We start from the raw sequence: 16,804 nt of genomic DNA, 5'->3' as shown, positions 1-16,804 counted from the left end.
TCACGGCCCGTGAGGCTTACCACAGCAGCGTCGCGTCGTCGCACCCGCGACGGGGACGGCCGGTGCGCGCCGTCGCAGGGAACGTCCCGTCATACTCCTCGCTCCGGGCGTGGCAGGTGGTGCCTCGACACACCGTGCGCGGGGTGGTGGCGTGCTCCGGTCGTCAGCGCTCGCTGGCCTCGACGGCCTCGCCGACGCGGCGCATGGCATCCCCGAGGCTCGCGAACTGACGCGCGGGCATCACGTCGACCATGAAGGCGCGCACACTCGCGACGTGCACCTTGGCTGCCTCGTGCAGGGCCTGCAGCCCGTCCTCGGTGAGGACGAGTTCGACGCCGCGCGAGTCGTCGAGGCAGGGCTGACGCTCGACCCAGCCGCGCCGTTCGAGGCGGTTGGCGGTGTGCGTCAGCCGACTGCGTGACTGCACGACGATGGTCGCGAGCGCACTCATGCGCAGGCGCCGACCCTCCGATTCGGAGAGCATCGAGAGGATCTCGTACTCGGCCAGCGACATGCCGTGGGCGAGCAGTTCACGATCGAGCGCCGTCTCGAGCGCCCGCGCGCCGCGCAGGTAGTGGCGCCACGCAGCCTGCTCGGACTCGCTCAACCACGCCGTCTCGCCACCTCGCGTCACGCTACTCGCCTCTCCTGCAACCGATTCCTCAACAGAGCCAGTATTCCCGGTGTTCAGCGTCAGTTCCACACGAACCCCCTGTTGGGGTGTGGAATGGAATACGCACCCCCGGGCATGTAGTTTAAAATTCAACAACACTCCGCTACGGTGAGTGCATCGCCCATCAACGATCTGAAGGAAAGGGGCTCGTCATGGCCTCCCTCAACACCCTCCCCGCCGGCACCTGGAACATCGACCCGGCGCACACGGAGATCTCGTTCGTCGCCCGTCACCTCATGGTGACGAAGGTGCGCGGCAAGTTCACCGACTACTCGGCAACGGTCGTCGCCGCCGACCCGATCTCGGATTCGAGCGTCGAGTTCACGGTGCAGACCGCGTCGGTCGACACGGGCAACGCCGACCGTGATGCGCACGTCAAGTCGGGCGACTTCTTCGACGTCGAGACCTACCCGACGATGACGTTCAAGGCCACGCAGATCACGGACGACGAGATCACGGGTGACCTGACGATCAAGGATGTGACGAAGCCCGTCACGTTCTCGTACGACTTCAACGGTGTCGCGACCGACCCGTGGGGCGCCACGCGCGCCGGTTTCGAGGCGTCGGGTGAGATCAACCGCAACGACTTCGGCATGACGTTCAACGCTCCCCTCGACGGTGGCGGCGTCCTGATCAGCGAGAAGATCAAGATCAACCTCGACCTCGAGTTCACGAAGGCCTGACGACGATCAAGCGAGCGTAGGTAGGACCGCAGCGTCGTGTTCGTCGAGCACGGCGCGGGTGGAGTCACGGCAGCGAAGCGAGGATGGCTTCACCCGCGCCGGGCGCGGACGACCGCGCATGTCAAGCGAGGATCCTGCCGAAGCGAGCGTTGAGGAGTCAGGCCCGGAAAAAGGCCTGACGACGATCAAGCGAGCGTAGGTAGGACCGCAGCGTCGTATTCGTCGAGCGCGGCGCGGACGAACGCGCATGTCATGCGAGGATCCTGCCGAAGCGAGCGTTGAGGAGTCAGGCCCGGAAAAAGGCCTGACGACGATCAAGCAACCACAGGGGTTGTGGAGGTTCGTGCTTCATGGAGCACGAACCTCCACAACCCCTGCGTCGATGAGTGCGGCTTCGATCTGGTCGAGGAACGCATCAGGGTCGCTGCGCAGGCCGATGTCGGGAACGCGCAGGACGCGATCGCCGTGGAGGGCGACGGCGTTCTGCCGCAGTGCGTCGGTGATCGGGTTGGCGCCGCCCTGGTGGTGTGCGCCGTCGATCTCGGCGACGCGGCCGTCGGCGTTCCAGCGTGCATCGAGGTACCAGCCCCCGTCGGGGCCCTGGCGCACGACCTGACGATCCGGCAGTGGAGACCGGCGTCGACGCGGGTGCGCGACGAAGGCGAGTTCGTCGATGGATTGCGACCCACCGCCGATGTCGCGGATGAACCCGGCGATGGCACGTCGTCGCCGCAGCGTGGGGTGCATCTGCGACGCCGTAGAGAGCCACTCAGGTGTGGTGAGGCGCTGTTGCACCGTCATCGCGAGCAGCGCCCCGGCCGCGTGATCCGTGGCGGCGAAAGAGGCGGCACGAATGGCTGCGACGTCCTCGCGCGCTCGCGGAACGGGAGGGGCGTGCAGCGGCGGCACGTGGCGAACACGATGCTCACTCACGCCGTCGCCAGGCCGAACCGCGCCTTTCGCGGGCCCGCAGCATCCCGGCGCACGAGCGTACGCACGTAGTGACGCTCGACGCCTCGCTCGCGCAACTGAACGCGGCCGACGACGCCGCACGAGGCCACGGCCAGGTCAGCCGCCACCTGCGTTGCACTCACTCGCTCCACAGTCATGGATCCAGCCTGACGCGCGCGCCGCGCCCGGCGCCATCGACGCCGGCCCACCCTGGGGCCTCCCCCACCTCACGATGACGCCCACGATCGTCACCGCCGGGAATGACAGCCGCAGACGCCGACAAGGGTTGAGGAGGTTCGCGCCCCCCCTGGAGCGCGAACCTCCTCAACCCTTGCGTCGATGACTGATGCAGCGGTCAGACGATGAGACCGGGCGTCTGCTTCGACGCCTTCTCGAAACGCGCCTGCACGTCAGCCCAGTTGACGATGTTCCACCACTGCTTGACGAACGTCGCCTTGTCGTTCTTGTACTGCAGGTAGTAGGAGTGCTCCCACATGTCGAGCATGAGCAGCGGAACCATGCAGATCGGCACGTTGCCCTGGTGGTCGAAGTGCTGAACGATGTACAGCTTCTGCGCGACCATGTCCCACGTCAGCACCGACCAGCCGGCACCCTGCACACCGAGGGCGTTGGCCTCGAACTGCGCGCGGAACTTGTCGAGCGAACCGAAGTCGGCGTCGATACGAGCCGCGAGATCACCAACGGGCTTGTCACCACCGTCAGGCGACATGTTCGTCCAGAACACCGAGTGATTGACGTGGCCACCGAGGTGGAACGCCAGGTTCTTCTCCAGCGTGCCGAGGAACGTGAACTCCTCCTTGTCACGCATCTCCGACAGCTGGTCGACGGCCGTGTTGATGCCCTTGACGTACGTCGCGTGGTGCTTGTCGTGGTGCAACTCCATGATCTCGCCCGAGATGTAGGGCTCGAGAGCTGCGTAGTCGTAGGGAAGTTCCGGGAGCGAGTAGTCAGCCATGACCCCACGCTATCCACCTGCGACGAAGTCGCAACTAAGGCATACCTCGTCAGATGCGATACAGTCGCACCTGGGACGGGAAGCGCGAGAGGCCACGAGCAACAACTCGTGGCCTCTCGTCATGCGTGACGCGATGGGCTGGGCGCCCGATCGGTCGTCAGCACGCGTCAGATCGCCAGCGCACGATCTTTTGACGCGCTTACTCAACGCTCGTTAAAACCTTCGCAAGCTCAGGCCCCACCGAGCCAGATCGCCAGCGCACGATTTTTTTGACGCGCTTCCTCAACGCTCGCTGGAACCTTCGCAAGCTCAGGCCCCACCGAGCCAGATCGCCATCGCACGATTTTTTTGACGCGCTTCCTCAACGCTCGCTGGAACCTTCGCAAGCTCAGGCCCCACCGAGCCAGATCGCCATCGCACGATTTTTTTGACGCGCTTCCTCAACGCTCGCTGGAACCTTCGCAAGCTCAGGCCCCACCGAGCTAGATCGTCAGCGCGTAGTACGTCAAGATGATCGACGCGCCGGCACGCTTGATGCACGTCAACGACTCGCGGATCATGCGCTCACGATCGATCCAACCGTTCGCTGCAGCCGCCTCGATCATCGCCATCTCACCCGACACCTGATACGCCGCGACCGGCACCGTCGCGGCAGCCGCGACGTCCGACAACACGTCCAGGTACGGCAGCGCGGGCTTCACCATGAGAATGTCGGCGCCCTGCTCCTCGTCGAGCATCGCCTCACGCAACGACTCGGTGCGGTTGCGCGGATCCTGCTGATACGTCGCGCGATCACCCTGCAACGAACTCTGCACGGCCTCACGGAACGGGCCGTACGCCGCCGACGCGTACTTCGCCGAGTACGCCATGACGGCGACGTCGTCGTGCCCCGACAGATCGAGCGCCGCACGGATGACACCGATCTGGCCGTCCATCATGCCGCTCGGCGCGAGCACATGCGCACCGGCCTGCGCCTGCGCCACCGCCATCTGCGCGTACACGTCGAGCGTCGCGTCGTTGTCGACCCGACCCGCGTCGTCGAGAACCCCGCAGTGACCATGGTCGGTGAACTCGTCGAGGCACAGATCACCCATGACGAGCAGGTCGTCACCCACGGCGTCACGCACGGCACGCAGCCCGACGTTGAGGATGCCGTCAGGATCGAGCGCACCCGAACCCACGGCGTCCTTCGACTCCGGCACGCCGAACAGCATGACGCCTGCGATGCCGGCGTCACGCGCGCGCTTCGCCTCCGCGACGAGCGAGTCGAGCGTGTGCTGCACGACGCCCGGCATCGACGCGATCGGCGTGTTCTCCGAAGCGTTCTCGCGCACGAACACCGGCAGGATGAGGTCGGACGGCGAGACGACCGTCTCGGCGACCATGTCGCGCATCACCGGCGACGTGCGCAGCCGCCGCGGACGGTGCGTCAGATCGTAGCTACCCATCAGGCCTTCACCTTTCGTCGGGCCGCCCCGCGTCGATCGCTCGGGCGGCGTACCTTCTCCCCAGACTCCGCGGCCTCGTGGGCCAGCGACCGGCCGTAGCCGGCGAGAGCGTCGACGAGGGACGCCGCCGACGCCTCGGGCGCGACGACGTCGACGCGCAGCCCGTGCTCCTCGGCGGTCTTCGCCGTCGCCGGGCCGATGCACGCGACGACGGTCGACGTGTGCGGCTTGCCGGCGATGCCGACGAGGTTGCGTACCGTCGAACTCGACGTGAAGCACACGGCGTCGAACTTGCCCGACTTGATCGCCTCACGCACCTCCGGCGCGGGCGGGGCCGCGCGCACCGTGCGGTACGCGGTGACGTCGTCGACCTCCCAGCCCATCTCCTCGAGGCCCGCGACGAGCGTGTCCGTCGCGATGTCGGCGCGCGGCAGGAAGACGCGGTTGATCGGGTCGAGATCCTCGTCGTAGTCGGCCCACACCTCGAGCAGACCCTGTGCCGACTGCTCACCCGACGGCGTCAGGTCGGCCTCGAGGCCCCACTCGCGCAGCGCGTTCGCCGTCACCCCGCCGACGGCCGCGATCTTGACGCCCGCGAACGCGCGCACGTCGAGCCCGAACTCGGCGAACTTCTCGCGCACGGCGCGCACGGCGTTGACGGACGTGAATCCGACCCACTCGTAGCGCCCCGTGACGAGGCCCTTGACGGCCTTCTCCATCTGCTGCGGCGTGCGCGGCGGTTCGACGCTGATCGTCGGCACGACGGTGCTCGTTGCGCCGTGCGTCGCGAGACGCTCGATCATCGAACCCGACTGCTCCTTCGTGCGCGGTACGAGCACGTTCCAACCGAACAGCGGCTTGTTCTCCCACCACGACAGCAGGTCGCGGTGCGCGACCGTCGAGCCGACGATCGCCATGACGGGCCCGTCGAACGAGGATCGCTTGAGCACGGCGGGCACCTCGTCCAGCGTCGTCGTCACCGTCGACTGCGTGATCGTCGTGCCGTTCTCCGTCAGCGCGACGGGCGTGTTGCCCCGTCGGCCGGCCTCACGCAGTTCGCACAGCGACGTCTTGAGCGCGTCGGCCTGGCCGAGCACGACGACGGTGATGCACGCGTCGATCGAACGCGCCCAGTCGATCTTCGGGTCGCCTGCGGTGACGACGTGGACGGTGCGCGCCTTCGCGTCCGTCAGCGGCACGCCCGCGTACGCGGGCACCGCGGAGACGGCCGAGACGCCCGGGACGATCTCGAAGTCGATGCCCGCCTTGGAGCACGCGAGCGCTTCTTCGGCGAGGCCGTGGAACGTCGACGGGTCGCCGTCCATGAGGCGCACGACGAGCGGCTGCTCGCCACCTCGAGCCGAGCTGTCGGCGTCATCATGCTGCGCTGCAACGGATTTCGCAGTCTTGACGACGAGCTTCGCGCGGCTCGCGGTGGTGAGCTGCGCGCCCGCGTCGCCGTAGCCGGCGTCGACGAGTTCGACCTCGTCGCGCACGAACGGCGCGACGAAGCGCTCACCGCAGATCTGGTCGAAGATCACCGCGTCCGCGTTCTCGATGAGGCGCGCGGCGCGCATCGTCAACAGGCCCGGGTCGCCCGGGCCCGCGCCGACGAAGGCCACCCTCGCGTGGTGCTGGTCGGTGCTCATGCGCCTGCCTCCTTCGTGCTCGTCGTGGGATTCGGTGCCTCGCGCGGCGGGATCACTGCGCCCGCGCCGTCGTCGAGCAGCGTGCGGGCGAGCGCCTCCCCGACGGCGGCCGGGTTGTCGTAGGAGCCAACGTCGCTGCGGCGCAGCTCGAACGAACCGTCGGGCGCACCGACGAAGGCGCGCAGTGAGATCTCGAGCGAGCCGTCGGGCTCTTCGACGATCTCCGCGAGCGCGCCGACGGGTGCCGCGCAGCCGGCTTCGAGGGCGCCGAGCACGGCGCGCTCGGCGGTGACGGCGGCGCGCGTGTCGGCGTCGTCGAGCTCCGCGAGCGCGGCGATGACGCGTGCGTCACCCTCGCGGCATTCGAGCCCGAGCGCGCCCTGGCCGGGGGCGGGCAGCATCTGCAGCGGGTCGATCGTCTCGCTGATGGCGCCGGTGCGTTCGACACGCGTCAGCCCGGCGCGCGCCAGGATGACGCCGTCGAGTTCTCCGCTCGTCACGTAGCCCATGCGCGTGTCGATGTTGCCGCGGATGTCGCGGATCTCGAAGCCGAGCCCGAGCGCCTGCAGCTGCGCGGCACGTCGCGGCGAACCAGTGCCGACGACGGCGCCTGCGGGCAGTTCGCCGAGCGTCAGACCGTCACGGGCGACGAGGGCGTCGCGCGGGTCCTCGCGCACGGGGATGCCGGCGATCACGAGGCCCGGTTCGGGCGCGACGGGCAGGTCCTTGAGCGAGTGCACGGCCATGTCGACCTCATCCTCGAGCAGTGCGCGGCGGATGGCGGCGGCGAACACGCCCGTGCCGCCCATCTGCGCCAGCGAGGCGCGGTTGACGTCGCCCTCGGTCGTGATCTCGACGATCTCGACGGCGTGGCCGTGCGCGCGCAACTGTTCGGCCACCCACGTCGACTGCGTCATCGCGAGGTGGCTGCGTCGGGTGCCCAGGCGGATCGGCGCGGCGTCGGCTGCTTGGCTGTTCATGGCATCTCCGGGGGAACCGTGACGACGCGCGTCTGCGCGGGGTCGAGGTCGAAGAGGGCGGAGAGCACTGCGGCGTAATCACTCTCACCGACAGCACCACCCTGGCTGGCAAGTTCTTTCACCCGCACCGTGGGCGTGTGCAGGAGTTTCTCGACGACGCGGTGCACCGTCAGCTGCACCTGCGCGCGAGTCGTCTCGTCGAGGTCGACGCGGCTGTCGAGGCGGCTCAACTCGGCGGCGACGATGTCGGCGGCGTTGGCGCGCAGCGCCGCGACGGTCGGGGCGACGCGCTCGGCGCGGCGCGCGACGACGTAGGCGGCGACCTCGCTCGTCACGAGGTCCTGGACGGCCTTGATCTCCGCCTCCGCGCCGGGCTCGCCCTCGACCTGCGGGCCGAGGTCGCCGAGGCCGAGCACGGCGACGCCGCGCACGCAGGAGACCTCGTCGGCGACGTCGCGCGGCAGCGCGAGGTCGACGTAGACCTGGGGGCGCCCTTCAGGATTCGCGCGAGCCGCGAGCGTCGCGTCGATGACGTGGCCGACAGCGCCGGTGCACGACACGACGAGGTCGGCGGCGGCGAGGGCGTCGGGCAGTTCGTCGATGGGGCGCGCGGCGCAGCCGGCGGCGTCGGCGAGGCGGCGGGCGGCGTCGAACGTGCGGTTGACGACCGTCACCCCGCCAAGACCGTGACGCACGAGCGTGTGGGTGGCGAGGGAGCTCATGGCGCCCGCCCCGACGACGACGGCGCGCACACCCGTCAGGTCGCCGAGCATGTTGCCCGACAGGTCGAGGGCGCGCTCGACGAGGGAGCGGCTGACGGTGTCGATGCCCGTCTCGGAGTGCACGCGCTTGCCGACGCGCAGCGCCTGCTGCACGAGCCGCGACATGACGGGGCCGATGCGCCCGGAGCGCTGCCCCTCGCGCAGGCTCTCGCGCAGCTGGGCGAGGATCTGGCTCTCCCCCACCGCGAGTGAGTCGAGGCCGGCGGCGACGTTGAACAGGTGCGCGACGGCGCGTTCGTCGAAGTGGACATAGAGGTGTTCACGCAGCTCGCCGAGGCCGACACCCGTCGCGGCAGCGAGCGCCTCACCGATCTCGGTGACGGCGCCGTGGAACGTCGTCGCATCGGCGTACACCTCGACGCGGTTGCACGTCGACAGCACGATCGGCTCGTCGACGTTCTCCCCCGTGAGCAGCCGCTCGAGCAGCGCCTGCTGACCTGCGGGGTCGAGAGAGGCGCGCTCCAGCACGGCGAGTGGCGCCGAGCGGTGGGACAGGCCGAGGACGATGACGCTCATGCCAGGAGCTCCTTCGTGGTGCGAGAGCGGGCGAGGCGTGAGTGCTGCTCACGGAACGCGAGGATCTGGAGTTCGCCCGCCATGTCGACGCCGCGCACCTGCACGTCGGCGGGCACGGTCAGGACGGTGGGGGCGAAGTTGAGGATGCTGCGCACACCGGCGACGACGAGGCGGTCGGCGACCTGCTGCGCCGCGGTGGCGGGCGTCGCGATGATGCCGATGACGCCCTCCCTCGGCTCGGGTCGCAGCGCCTCGAACGGGACGATGACGCGGCCGCCGACGTCCGTGCCGACGACGCGCGGGTCGTCGTCGATGAGCCACTTGATGTCGAAGCCCTTGACGCCGATGCCGCCGTACGTCGCGAGCGCACGCCCGAGGTTGCCCATGCCGACGATGGCGACGGACCACTCGCGCTCGAGGCCAAGAGCGCCGGCGACGTGGTCGGCGAGGGTGACGATGTCGTAGCCGACACCGCGCACGCCGTACGAGCCGAGGGCCGACAGATCCTTGCGCAGCTTGGCGGAGGAGACCCCGGCCTGCTCGGCGAGCGCCTCGGAGGAGATTCGCTCCTGCCCCACCGCGGCGCGCTCGTTGAGCACGCGTAGATACACCGGTAGCCGATTCACGGTGGCGTCGGGAATCTCCCGGCGCTCTACGTGCTCGGTGCTCACGGCAGCTACGGCCTTTCCTCGGGGCTCACGCGCTCACTTCGCGGTGCGGGGCGCGTATACCAAACGCCCGCACAGGCGTTCGCGGGACCCCCCGAGCTTAGACCTTGTGCACCGAGGCACAAAGTGGCGTGACGTCGTTCACGTCCGCGTGATGACGCGGAATGAGGGCCATTTCGACGCGACGGGACCTTGGTCCCTACCTCCGCCGACGCCCGCCCGTGACGGCGCGGCGCAGCCGATCCTCGTCGACGCGCCAGTAGTCGTGCTGCTTGCCGTCGACCAGCGTGACGGGGATCTGCTCGGCATACTTCGCGACGAGATCGGGCTGCTCGAGCATGTTGATCTCCTCCACCTCGGCGCCCGTCTCGGCGGCGACCTTCTCGACGACGGCGCGCGCGTCGTCGCACAGGTGGCAGCCGGGCTTGGTGATGAGGGTGATTCTTCTCACAGCATCATCGGGGGTGCGCCCGAGAGCGCGTCGCAGCGGGGAGACGTTCATCGCATCAGCCTAGGAGCATGCCCCGAGCATGCAACAGGCCCCTGCCGCGGGGCGGCAGGGACCTGGAGCGTCAAGAGTGATCAGGTCACTTCTTGTTGCGACGCTGGTGACGCGTCTTGCGAAGCAGCTTGCGGTGCTTCTTCTTGGCCATGCGCTTGCGGCGCTTCTTGATGACGGAGCCCATGAGTGAACCGTTCCTTACCTGTTGTCCTTGGCGATGCCCGTGCCGACATTCGCCGGTGCGTTCCTGCCCCACCGCGAGGTGGGTCGGCCACGGGAATATCTGAGCCATCCTATCGTCTGCTGTTTTGCTGCGCGACTCGTGGGGGTGACGCGCCGTTCACCGGCGAGTGCTTCGACGTCCCGTCGTGGCGCTCGCGCCCATCGCCCACGGGTCGTCACTGCCGGGCAAGGTGGACGTCAGTCGAACCAGACGTCGAGGCCATGATGCGGGAAGACGGCTTCACGTGTCGCCATGACGGCCTGGTCGACCTGCGACTCGGGATGCATGCCGGAGGCCCACGACTGGAACCATACGTCGTCGTTCTCGGCGACACCGTCACCCATCTTCGTCGGCGCCGTGCGCCCCGTGATGGCCTCGACGTGGCGGCGCCACTCGTCCGGCGTCGGCGTCTCGAGCGGGATCGGGTGATCGGCGGCGATGGCCGTCAGGTGCGTCCACGAGCGCGGGACGACGTCGACGAGCTCGTACCCGCCGCCGCCGAGCGCGACCCAGCGCCCGTCGCACACGTCGTGCGCGAGCTCGTGCAGCGACTGATGCGCCATCTTCTGCGCGTCGACCGTCAGCACCATGTGCGCGAGCGGGTCGGAGTAGTGCGAGTCGCAACCGTGCTGGGTGACGAGCACCTGCGGCGCGAAGGCCGTCACGACAGGGTGGACGACGGCGTGCAGCGCGCGCAGCCACTCGGCGTCGCCCGTGCCGGGCGGCAGCGACACGTTGACGGCCATGCCCTCGGCCTCGGGCCCGCCGCAGTCGCGGGCGAAGCCGGTGCCGGGGAACAGCACGGTGCCCGACTCGTGGATCGAGATGGTCAGCACGCGCGGGTCGTTCCAGAACGTCTTCTCGACGCCGTCGCCGTGGTGGACGTCGATGTCGACGTACGCGACGCGCTCGACGCCCTGATCGAGCAACCACTGGATGCCGATCGCCGCGTCGTTGTAGATGCAGAAACCGCTCGCCGCGTCGGGCATCGCGTGGTGCAGGCCGCCGGTGAAGTTGACCGCGTGCTCGTACTCACCGGTGTGCACGGCCTGGACGGCGCGCAGCGTACCGGCCGCGATGAGCGCGGAGACGTCGTGCATGCCGACGAACGCCGGGTCGTCCTCCGTGCCCAGACCGAACGACGTATCGGCGTCCGCCGGGTTCGCCGATGCGGCCTCGACAGCGTCGACGTAAGCGCGCGAGTGGACGCTGAGGAGAAACTCGTCGCTTCCGTCGGGCAGGCGCGGCGCCTCGACGTCGACATGCCCCAGAACGCCGAGACCCTCCGCGAGGCGCGCAGTCAGCGCGAGCCGCAGAGGGTTCATCGGGTGACCCTCACCGAAGTCGTACCGCGTCAGCGCGGCGTCCCAGATGACGAGGGTCGGGTGGGGCATGACGTCAGTGACGCGCGTCGAGGACGTCGCTCGGGATGGAGGTCTCGTCGGCACCGACCGGGTAGACGAACGCAGCCTCTTCCTCGGACTCGGTGTCGGACGAGTTCGGGTTCATCGGACGACGGTGCTCGGTCGGCAGGAAACCGCGGCTCGACGCGAACGCCACACCACGCGCGTTGTCGGTGCCGACCCAGTAGATGACGGCGCCCAGGCTCTCCTTGCGCGCCTGCTCGAGAACAGCTTCGAGCAGCGCGACGGCGACGCCCGTGCCACGCGCGTCGGGCGTGACCCACAGGCCGAACAGCTCGCCGTACGGCGACTCCTCGTCGTCACGCACATCGCTGCGCAGCGAGACGACGCCGACCTTGTCGCCGTTCTCGTCGGTCGCGAGGATGCGGCGCGCACGCGCCATGCGTCGACGCCACGCGCTCTCGTCGAGCTGCTTCTCGGCGGACGACGACGCCGCGAAGGCCTCCGGCGACTCCTCGAGAGCGCTCAGGCGAACGTCGCGGTAGATCTGCCAGTCGTCTTCGCCAAGGGTTCGTACAGTCAACGCAGTCATGCGCATATCGAACCACGTTTGGCTGAGCCGATGGGCGCTGGGGGTGCCGTGCGCCGGATGCCGGGAGCAGCGGCCGCGATCAGGCGCGCAATCTGCTTGCCCGTCAACGTTCTTGGATAGGTGAACATCGGGTGAACGAGCGATCGAGGGGCGGACGGAAGCGAGTCGAGGAAGCGCCGAAGCGTCGCACGAACGACACGCCCCGCTGATTCAGCCGTGTTGATTCTTCCCTGCTGGTTCTTCCCGCCGATCGAGCCCTACGAGCTCAACCCATCGACGCGGACTTGTCGTGGCAGGCCTTCATCGCCGCCACCATCGCCGCGCGCACGGCCCGCTGGTCGAGTTCGGCGAGCGCCGTGATCGTGGTCCCGCCGGGGCTCGAGACCTTCTCGCGCAGCTGGACGGGCGACTCCCCCGACTCCGCGAGCATCGTGCCCGCGCCGACGATCGTCTGAACGGCGAGACGGTGCGCGACATCGCGCTGCAGGCCGAGCAGGACGCCCGCCTCGATCATCGCATCGGCGAGGTAGAACAGGTACGCCGGGCCGCTGCCGGAGACCGCCGTCACGGCGTCGTGGTCCTTCTCGGCGACCGTGATGACGTCGCCCGACGCGGCGAGGAGCGTCTTCGCGCGCGCCAGTTGGTCGTCGTCGCAGTGTGCGCCGGGCGTCACCGCGTGCATGCCCGCCCCGACCATCGCGGGAGTGTTCGGCATGACGCGGACGACCGCGGCGCCGTCGGGCAGGTGCTCCTCGAGCGAGATGGTCGATCGCCCCACGGCGAGGCTGACGACGACGGCGCCGTCCGCGAGATGCGGGCCGATCTCCTCGAGCACGTCGTCGAGCTGGTACGGCTTCACGCCGAGCACGACCGTCTCGGCGCTCGCGACGGCGTCGGGGTTCGACGTCATCGTCGCGACGCCGTACTTCTCGCGCAACTGCGCGCCACGCTCCTCGCGACGCGACGTGGCGACGACGTCATCCGCGTCGAAACCGCCTGCGAGAGCGCCGGCCATGACGGCCTCGTTCATGTTGCCGGTGCCGATGAACGCGATGCGGCGGGCGGACTTCGTCATGTCATCTCCTGCGTCGAACGGGGTTGGGCAGCGTCAGTGCCAACGACGGCCGCCCCGCGAGCGCGCTCGCGACGTATGTCGACCACATCGGGCCGTACGGGACGACGACGCGGCGCGCGAAGGCGTCATCGTGGTGGGTCGGGGCCGTGACGCCGAGCGGGGTGACGACCTCGGCGCCCTGCGCGTCATGGCGGCGCACGAGGGAGGCGGCGATGTCGAGCAGCAGCGCGTCGTCGGTGTCGAAAGCCGTGACGGCCTGCGCGTCGAGCAGCGCCTTCGTGATGTCGACGAACGCGTTGCCGCTCTCGCGCGCCGATGTCATGCCGAGCGCGGCGTCGAGGCGTTCCGTCGTCAGACGCACGCGACGCCCGTTCGTGGCGAGGTCGCTCAGGTCGTCGGACGCGCCGCGCAGGCGGGTGGGCAGCACGATGCCGGTCTCCGGAAAATCCTGGCGCAGTTCGTCGCCGAGCACGTAGACGGCCTGGATGTAGAGGGGGTCGGTGACGGTGAGCGTCAGCGTCACCCCCGCGTTGCGCGCGGCCTGCCCGACCTCGCGCAGACTGTTGATGAGGACGCCGCCCGAGACGTCATCGGCGAAGACGCCGAACGTGCCGACGTCGATCGTCAGATCCGGTGACGGCGCGCCGGTCGCGGCGAGCGCGCTCACTGCGCCGATCGTGTCGGCCTGGACGGTGAGCAGGTCGTCCGTGCTCGCCGGCGGCACGAGCAGCGGGCGCCACGAGATACGGGGATGTTCGTCGGGGCTTTCAGCGGTAGTGCCGGCTGCTGCGCTCGTGAGTTCGTCGGTGACGCGGATGGCGTCGTCGATGCCCTCACCGGCGACGAGCGACTTCGCCGCGGCGCGCGCGATCGGCCCACGCGACGCCGCCGAGACGACCTTCGACGTGGCTGCGGGCAGACGCGGACCGAACGAGTACTTCGGCATCGGCGCCACCTCCTTCGTCGACGTTTCGACCCAGCCTACGTGGCCCATCCGTGCGTCGGCACCCCGTCTCGCGGCTGCACGGGGCGGGTTCGTCAGAACGGCGAACTGATGCGTCCGGCCCCGATCGCGAGGTGCAGCCGCGCGAACGCGAGCGCCTCGGCGAGGTCGACGAGCCGGTCTTCGTCGGACAGGCGTCGCGTGCCGACCTCGACGACGACGTCGCCGCCGAACTCGTCACGCGCGAGCATCTCGAGCATCTGCGCGCACGGCTGCGTGCCGCGCCCCGGAACGAGGTGCTCGTCCTTGTAGGAGCCGAGCCCGTCGGCGAGGTGGATGTGGCTGAGGCGGTCGCCGAGTTCTTCGGCAACGGCGATGGCGTCGCTGCCGGACGTCGCCGTGTGCGACAGGTCGAGCGTCGTGTGCGCGTAGTGGTTGCGCCGCAGATCCCAGTGGGGCAGGTACGCCTGCACCTCGCGTCCGCGAGCGCGCCACGGGAACATGTTCTCGACGGCGAGCTTGATCTCCGGGTGGCGGGCCTCACGTTGCGCGACGCCGTCGACGAACCCCGTCGCGTACTCCTTCTGCCACCGGAACGGCGGGTGCAGGACGACCGTGCCGGCTCCCACGTCGCGCGCGAGGTCGACGGAACGGTCGATCTTGCCCCACGGCTCGTTGCCCATGACACGTTGCGTGAGCAACAGCGTCGGGGCGTGGATCGACAGGATCGGCACGCCGTGACGTTCGGACAGCTCGCGCAGGGCCCGCGCGTCCTGGCTCGCCGGTTCGGTCCAGACCATGACCTCGACGCCGTCGTAGCCGAGTTCGGCTGCGATGCGGAAGGCCGCCGCCGTGCTCAACGGGTAGCACGACGCGGTGGACAGACCGACGCGGATGCTCACGCCAGCGCGTCCAATCGGCGCAGGATGAGCCCCTCGCGCAACGCCCAGGGGCACACGTCGAGGGAGTCGACGTCGAACAGATCCATCGTCGCCTCGATGACGACGGCACCGGCGAGCACCTGCGCGCTGCGTTCGACGCTGACGCCGGGCAGCTGCGCGCGTTCGGTCGCCGTCATCGCCGCGAGTCGCGGGACGAGGTCGCTGAGGCCTGCGCGGGCGAGCGAGCGCGGCGCGAACGGGCCGTCGCTCGACGGCGCGGCCCCCGTCAGGCGCGCGAGGGAACGGATCGTCTTGCTCGTGCCGACGGTGCGATCAGGTGTGCCCCAGCGCGTCAGATCCCGTGCGACGCCGGCGATCTCGGCGCGCACGCGCGTGCGCAGGGCGCGCAGATCTTCCGCGGACGGCGGATCGCCCGCCAGCTCACGCGTGAGGCGCCCGGCCCCCAGCGGCAGACTGACGGCGGTGTCGGGCGTCTCGTCGATACCCGTCGCGAGTTCGAGCGAGCCGCCGCCGATGTCGATGCCGAACAGGCGCCCGCTCGACCAGCCGAACCAGCGGCGCGCGGCGAGGAACGTCACGCGCGCCTCCTCCTCGCCCGTCAGCACGCGCAGCTCCTGGCCGGTGTGCTCACGCACATGATCGAGGACGGCCTGCCCGTTGGGCGCCTCGCGCACCGCGGACGTCACGAACGACATGAGTTCGCTGATGCCGGCGTCTTCGGCGATCGTCACGCATTCGCCGACGAACTGCGTCAGATCGGCGATACCGGATGCGTCGATGAAGCCGTCGGCGGTGACGTGTTCGGACAGGCGCAGCACGCGCTTGTGCGACATCGCGGGCAACGGCTGGGCGCCGGGGTGCGCATCGACGACGAGCAGGTGCACGGTGTTGGAACCGACGTCGATGACTCCGAGGCGCATGGTCGCAGGGTATCCGGCTCAGCGGAACGTGGGGTACCAGGCGTCGTAGTCGGTCTCCAGCTGGGTGAGGCCCTTGTGGAAGTGCCGCTGCGCGAGGGTCTCGATGTCGGTCGTCGTCGTGACGGCGTCGGTGTAGAACGCCATGACGGCGCCGTTGCCGTACGTCTCGCGCAGGAAACGCGCGAACGTGAACGCCACGTAGTACGCTTCGGCGGCGTTCGCGCCGCGCAGTTCCTCGTCGCTCGGCAGATGCGGACGGATGTCGGTGCGCTTGTGCGGCGCCTGCGGGACGAGCTTCTGGCCGACGTACTCGGCCCACCCCTCGAGCAGCCACAGCGGCCGCGTCTCGCGCAGCTTCTCGAGCGTGAGGGCGTGGAACGCCTCGTGTGCGAGTGTCTCGCGGGCCGTCACGTCGTTCGCGTGACGCACCGTCCACGGCGCGACGACGACGAACGGCAACGTGCCGCCGCGCGTCACCGTGCTCGCGAGCTGGCTGCCCGGCTCGGTGCCCGTGTACTTCTTGAAGTCGGCGTCATCGCGCGGCACGACGACGAGCAACGGATTCGCAGAGGCGTGACGGTCGAGGCCGCGCACGGCGGAGACGGCGCGCTCACTCGCCGTCACGATCCCGGAGGGGATGACGGCGTTGGTAACGGCGACGACCATCGCGCCGCCCTTCGACTGCGTGCGCGGTTGCGACCCGACCTTCTCGGCGATGCCGCTCTGCGCCATCCGGGCCGCGGGCGTGGTGGCGGGGCTCGTCGTCGAACTCGAGGTGGGGTTCGAGGCGCTGCGCGTCGTGAGGGCGCTGCACCCGGTCAGCAGGGAGAGTGCGAGGGTGCCGGCAGCGAGGCTCGTGCGCGAGGTCATGCGTGGCCTCCCCTGTCGGCGTCACGGGTGTCTGCGGCGGGACCTCGACGATACCCGCGCCGGGCGGCGAGCACCTATCATCGCGGG

At 69.4% G+C, this 16,804-nt stretch carries 19 protein-coding genes; 1 reads left to right on the top strand and 18 read right to left on the bottom strand.

The window, feature by feature from the left end:
• Positions 1-163: 163 nt before the first annotated feature.
• Complete coding sequence (locus DYE07_RS10890) at positions 164-634, bottom strand: MarR family winged helix-turn-helix transcriptional regulator (RefSeq protein WP_006943685.1); 471 nt, start codon at positions 632-634, stop codon at positions 164-166.
• Between the two features lie 191 nt (positions 635-825).
• On the opposite strand from DYE07_RS10890, the gene DYE07_RS10885 reads away from it, so the two are divergent.
• Complete coding sequence (locus DYE07_RS10885; RefSeq protein ID WP_006943676.1) at positions 826-1,356, top strand: YceI family protein; 531 nt, start codon at positions 826-828, stop codon at positions 1,354-1,356.
• 348 nt (positions 1,357-1,704) lie between these two features.
• Here DYE07_RS10885 and DYE07_RS10880 read toward each other — a convergent pair whose 3' ends face one another.
• The 17 genes from DYE07_RS10880 to DYE07_RS10805 form a co-directional block, all read right to left on the bottom strand.
• The gene (locus DYE07_RS10880; protein ID WP_006943691.1) at positions 1,705-2,289 is read right to left on the bottom strand and encodes a putative endonuclease domain-containing protein; all 585 of its coding nucleotides are present in this window, start codon (positions 2,287-2,289) and stop codon (positions 1,705-1,707) included.
• Positions 2,286-2,450, bottom strand: a complete 165-nt coding sequence (locus DYE07_RS14530; protein WP_172462993.1) for a hypothetical protein — start codon at positions 2,448-2,450, stop codon at positions 2,286-2,288. Before DYE07_RS14530 ends, DYE07_RS10880 begins: the two co-directional genes overlap by 4 nt.
• Before the next feature lie 212 nt (positions 2,451-2,662).
• Positions 2,663-3,283 (bottom strand): superoxide dismutase, encoded by a 621-nt coding sequence (locus DYE07_RS10875; protein WP_074040222.1) that lies wholly within the window; start codon positions 3,281-3,283, stop codon positions 2,663-2,665.
• A 482-nt stretch (positions 3,284-3,765) separates the two neighbouring features.
• Positions 3,766-4,731 carry a porphobilinogen synthase gene (gene hemB / locus DYE07_RS10870; protein ID WP_006943473.1) on the bottom strand — a complete coding sequence of 322 codons (966 nt, stop codon included), beginning with the start codon at positions 4,729-4,731 and terminating at the stop codon, positions 3,766-3,768.
• A complete protein-coding gene (locus tag DYE07_RS10865) occupies positions 4,731-6,380 on the bottom strand; it encodes a bifunctional uroporphyrinogen-III C-methyltransferase/uroporphyrinogen-III synthase (RefSeq protein WP_062255976.1) in 1,650 nt (549 codons plus the stop codon). Before DYE07_RS10865 ends, hemB begins: the two co-directional genes overlap by 1 nt.
• Positions 6,377-7,360: a hydroxymethylbilane synthase gene (gene hemC / locus DYE07_RS10860; protein WP_062255978.1), complete on the bottom strand. Its 984-nt coding sequence runs from the start codon at positions 7,358-7,360 to the stop codon at positions 6,377-6,379. The genes DYE07_RS10865 and hemC overlap by 4 nt, the downstream gene beginning before the upstream one ends.
• Positions 7,357-8,658: a glutamyl-tRNA reductase gene (locus DYE07_RS10855; protein WP_115296972.1), complete on the bottom strand. Its 1,302-nt coding sequence runs from the start codon at positions 8,656-8,658 to the stop codon at positions 7,357-7,359. The genes hemC and DYE07_RS10855 overlap by 4 nt, the downstream gene beginning before the upstream one ends.
• Positions 8,655-9,329: a redox-sensing transcriptional repressor Rex gene (locus tag DYE07_RS10850; RefSeq protein WP_115296971.1), complete on the bottom strand. Its 675-nt coding sequence runs from the start codon at positions 9,327-9,329 to the stop codon at positions 8,655-8,657. The genes DYE07_RS10855 and DYE07_RS10850 overlap by 4 nt, the downstream gene beginning before the upstream one ends.
• 196 nt (positions 9,330-9,525) lie before the next feature.
• Positions 9,526-9,828: a glutaredoxin family protein gene (locus DYE07_RS10845; RefSeq protein WP_006944000.1), complete on the bottom strand. Its 303-nt coding sequence runs from the start codon at positions 9,826-9,828 to the stop codon at positions 9,526-9,528.
• Between the two features lie 85 nt (positions 9,829-9,913).
• Positions 9,914-10,012, bottom strand: a complete 99-nt coding sequence (locus DYE07_RS10840) for a 30S ribosomal protein bS22 (protein ID WP_003792170.1) — start codon at positions 10,010-10,012, stop codon at positions 9,914-9,916.
• Between the two features lie 236 nt (positions 10,013-10,248).
• Entirely contained in the window at positions 10,249-11,445 is a 1,197-nt protein-coding gene (locus DYE07_RS10835; RefSeq protein WP_115296970.1) for an acetoin utilization protein AcuC, read from the bottom strand.
• A 4-nt stretch (positions 11,446-11,449) separates the two neighbouring features.
• Positions 11,450-12,007 carry a GNAT family N-acetyltransferase gene (locus DYE07_RS10830; RefSeq protein ID WP_062255984.1) on the bottom strand — a complete coding sequence of 186 codons (558 nt, stop codon included), beginning with the start codon at positions 12,005-12,007 and terminating at the stop codon, positions 11,450-11,452.
• Between the two features lie 265 nt (positions 12,008-12,272).
• Positions 12,273-13,082 carry a pyrroline-5-carboxylate reductase gene (gene proC / locus DYE07_RS10825; RefSeq protein WP_006943993.1) on the bottom strand — a complete coding sequence of 270 codons (810 nt, stop codon included), beginning with the start codon at positions 13,080-13,082 and terminating at the stop codon, positions 12,273-12,275.
• Between the two features lies 1 nt (position 13,083).
• Positions 13,084-14,028, bottom strand: coding sequence for a hypothetical protein (locus DYE07_RS10820; protein ID WP_147286926.1), 945 nt, complete (start codon positions 14,026-14,028; stop codon positions 13,084-13,086).
• A gap of 92 nt (positions 14,029-14,120) precedes the next feature.
• Positions 14,121-14,927, bottom strand: coding sequence for a sugar phosphate isomerase/epimerase family protein (locus tag DYE07_RS10815; RefSeq protein WP_006944003.1), 807 nt, complete (start codon positions 14,925-14,927; stop codon positions 14,121-14,123).
• Positions 14,924-15,847 carry a Ppx/GppA family phosphatase gene (locus DYE07_RS10810; RefSeq protein ID WP_115296968.1) on the bottom strand — a complete coding sequence of 308 codons (924 nt, stop codon included), beginning with the start codon at positions 15,845-15,847 and terminating at the stop codon, positions 14,924-14,926. The genes DYE07_RS10815 and DYE07_RS10810 overlap by 4 nt, the downstream gene beginning before the upstream one ends.
• 18 nt (positions 15,848-15,865) lie before the next feature.
• Positions 15,866-16,717: a hypothetical protein gene (locus DYE07_RS10805; RefSeq protein ID WP_115296967.1), complete on the bottom strand. Its 852-nt coding sequence runs from the start codon at positions 16,715-16,717 to the stop codon at positions 15,866-15,868.
• Positions 16,718-16,804 lie beyond the last annotated feature (87 nt).

This window comes from Dermacoccus nishinomiyaensis, assembly GCF_900447535.1.
Taxonomy (GTDB): domain Bacteria; phylum Actinomycetota; class Actinomycetes; order Actinomycetales; family Dermatophilaceae; genus Dermacoccus; species Dermacoccus nishinomiyaensis.
This window is presented reverse-complemented; position numbering and strand designations above follow the sequence as displayed.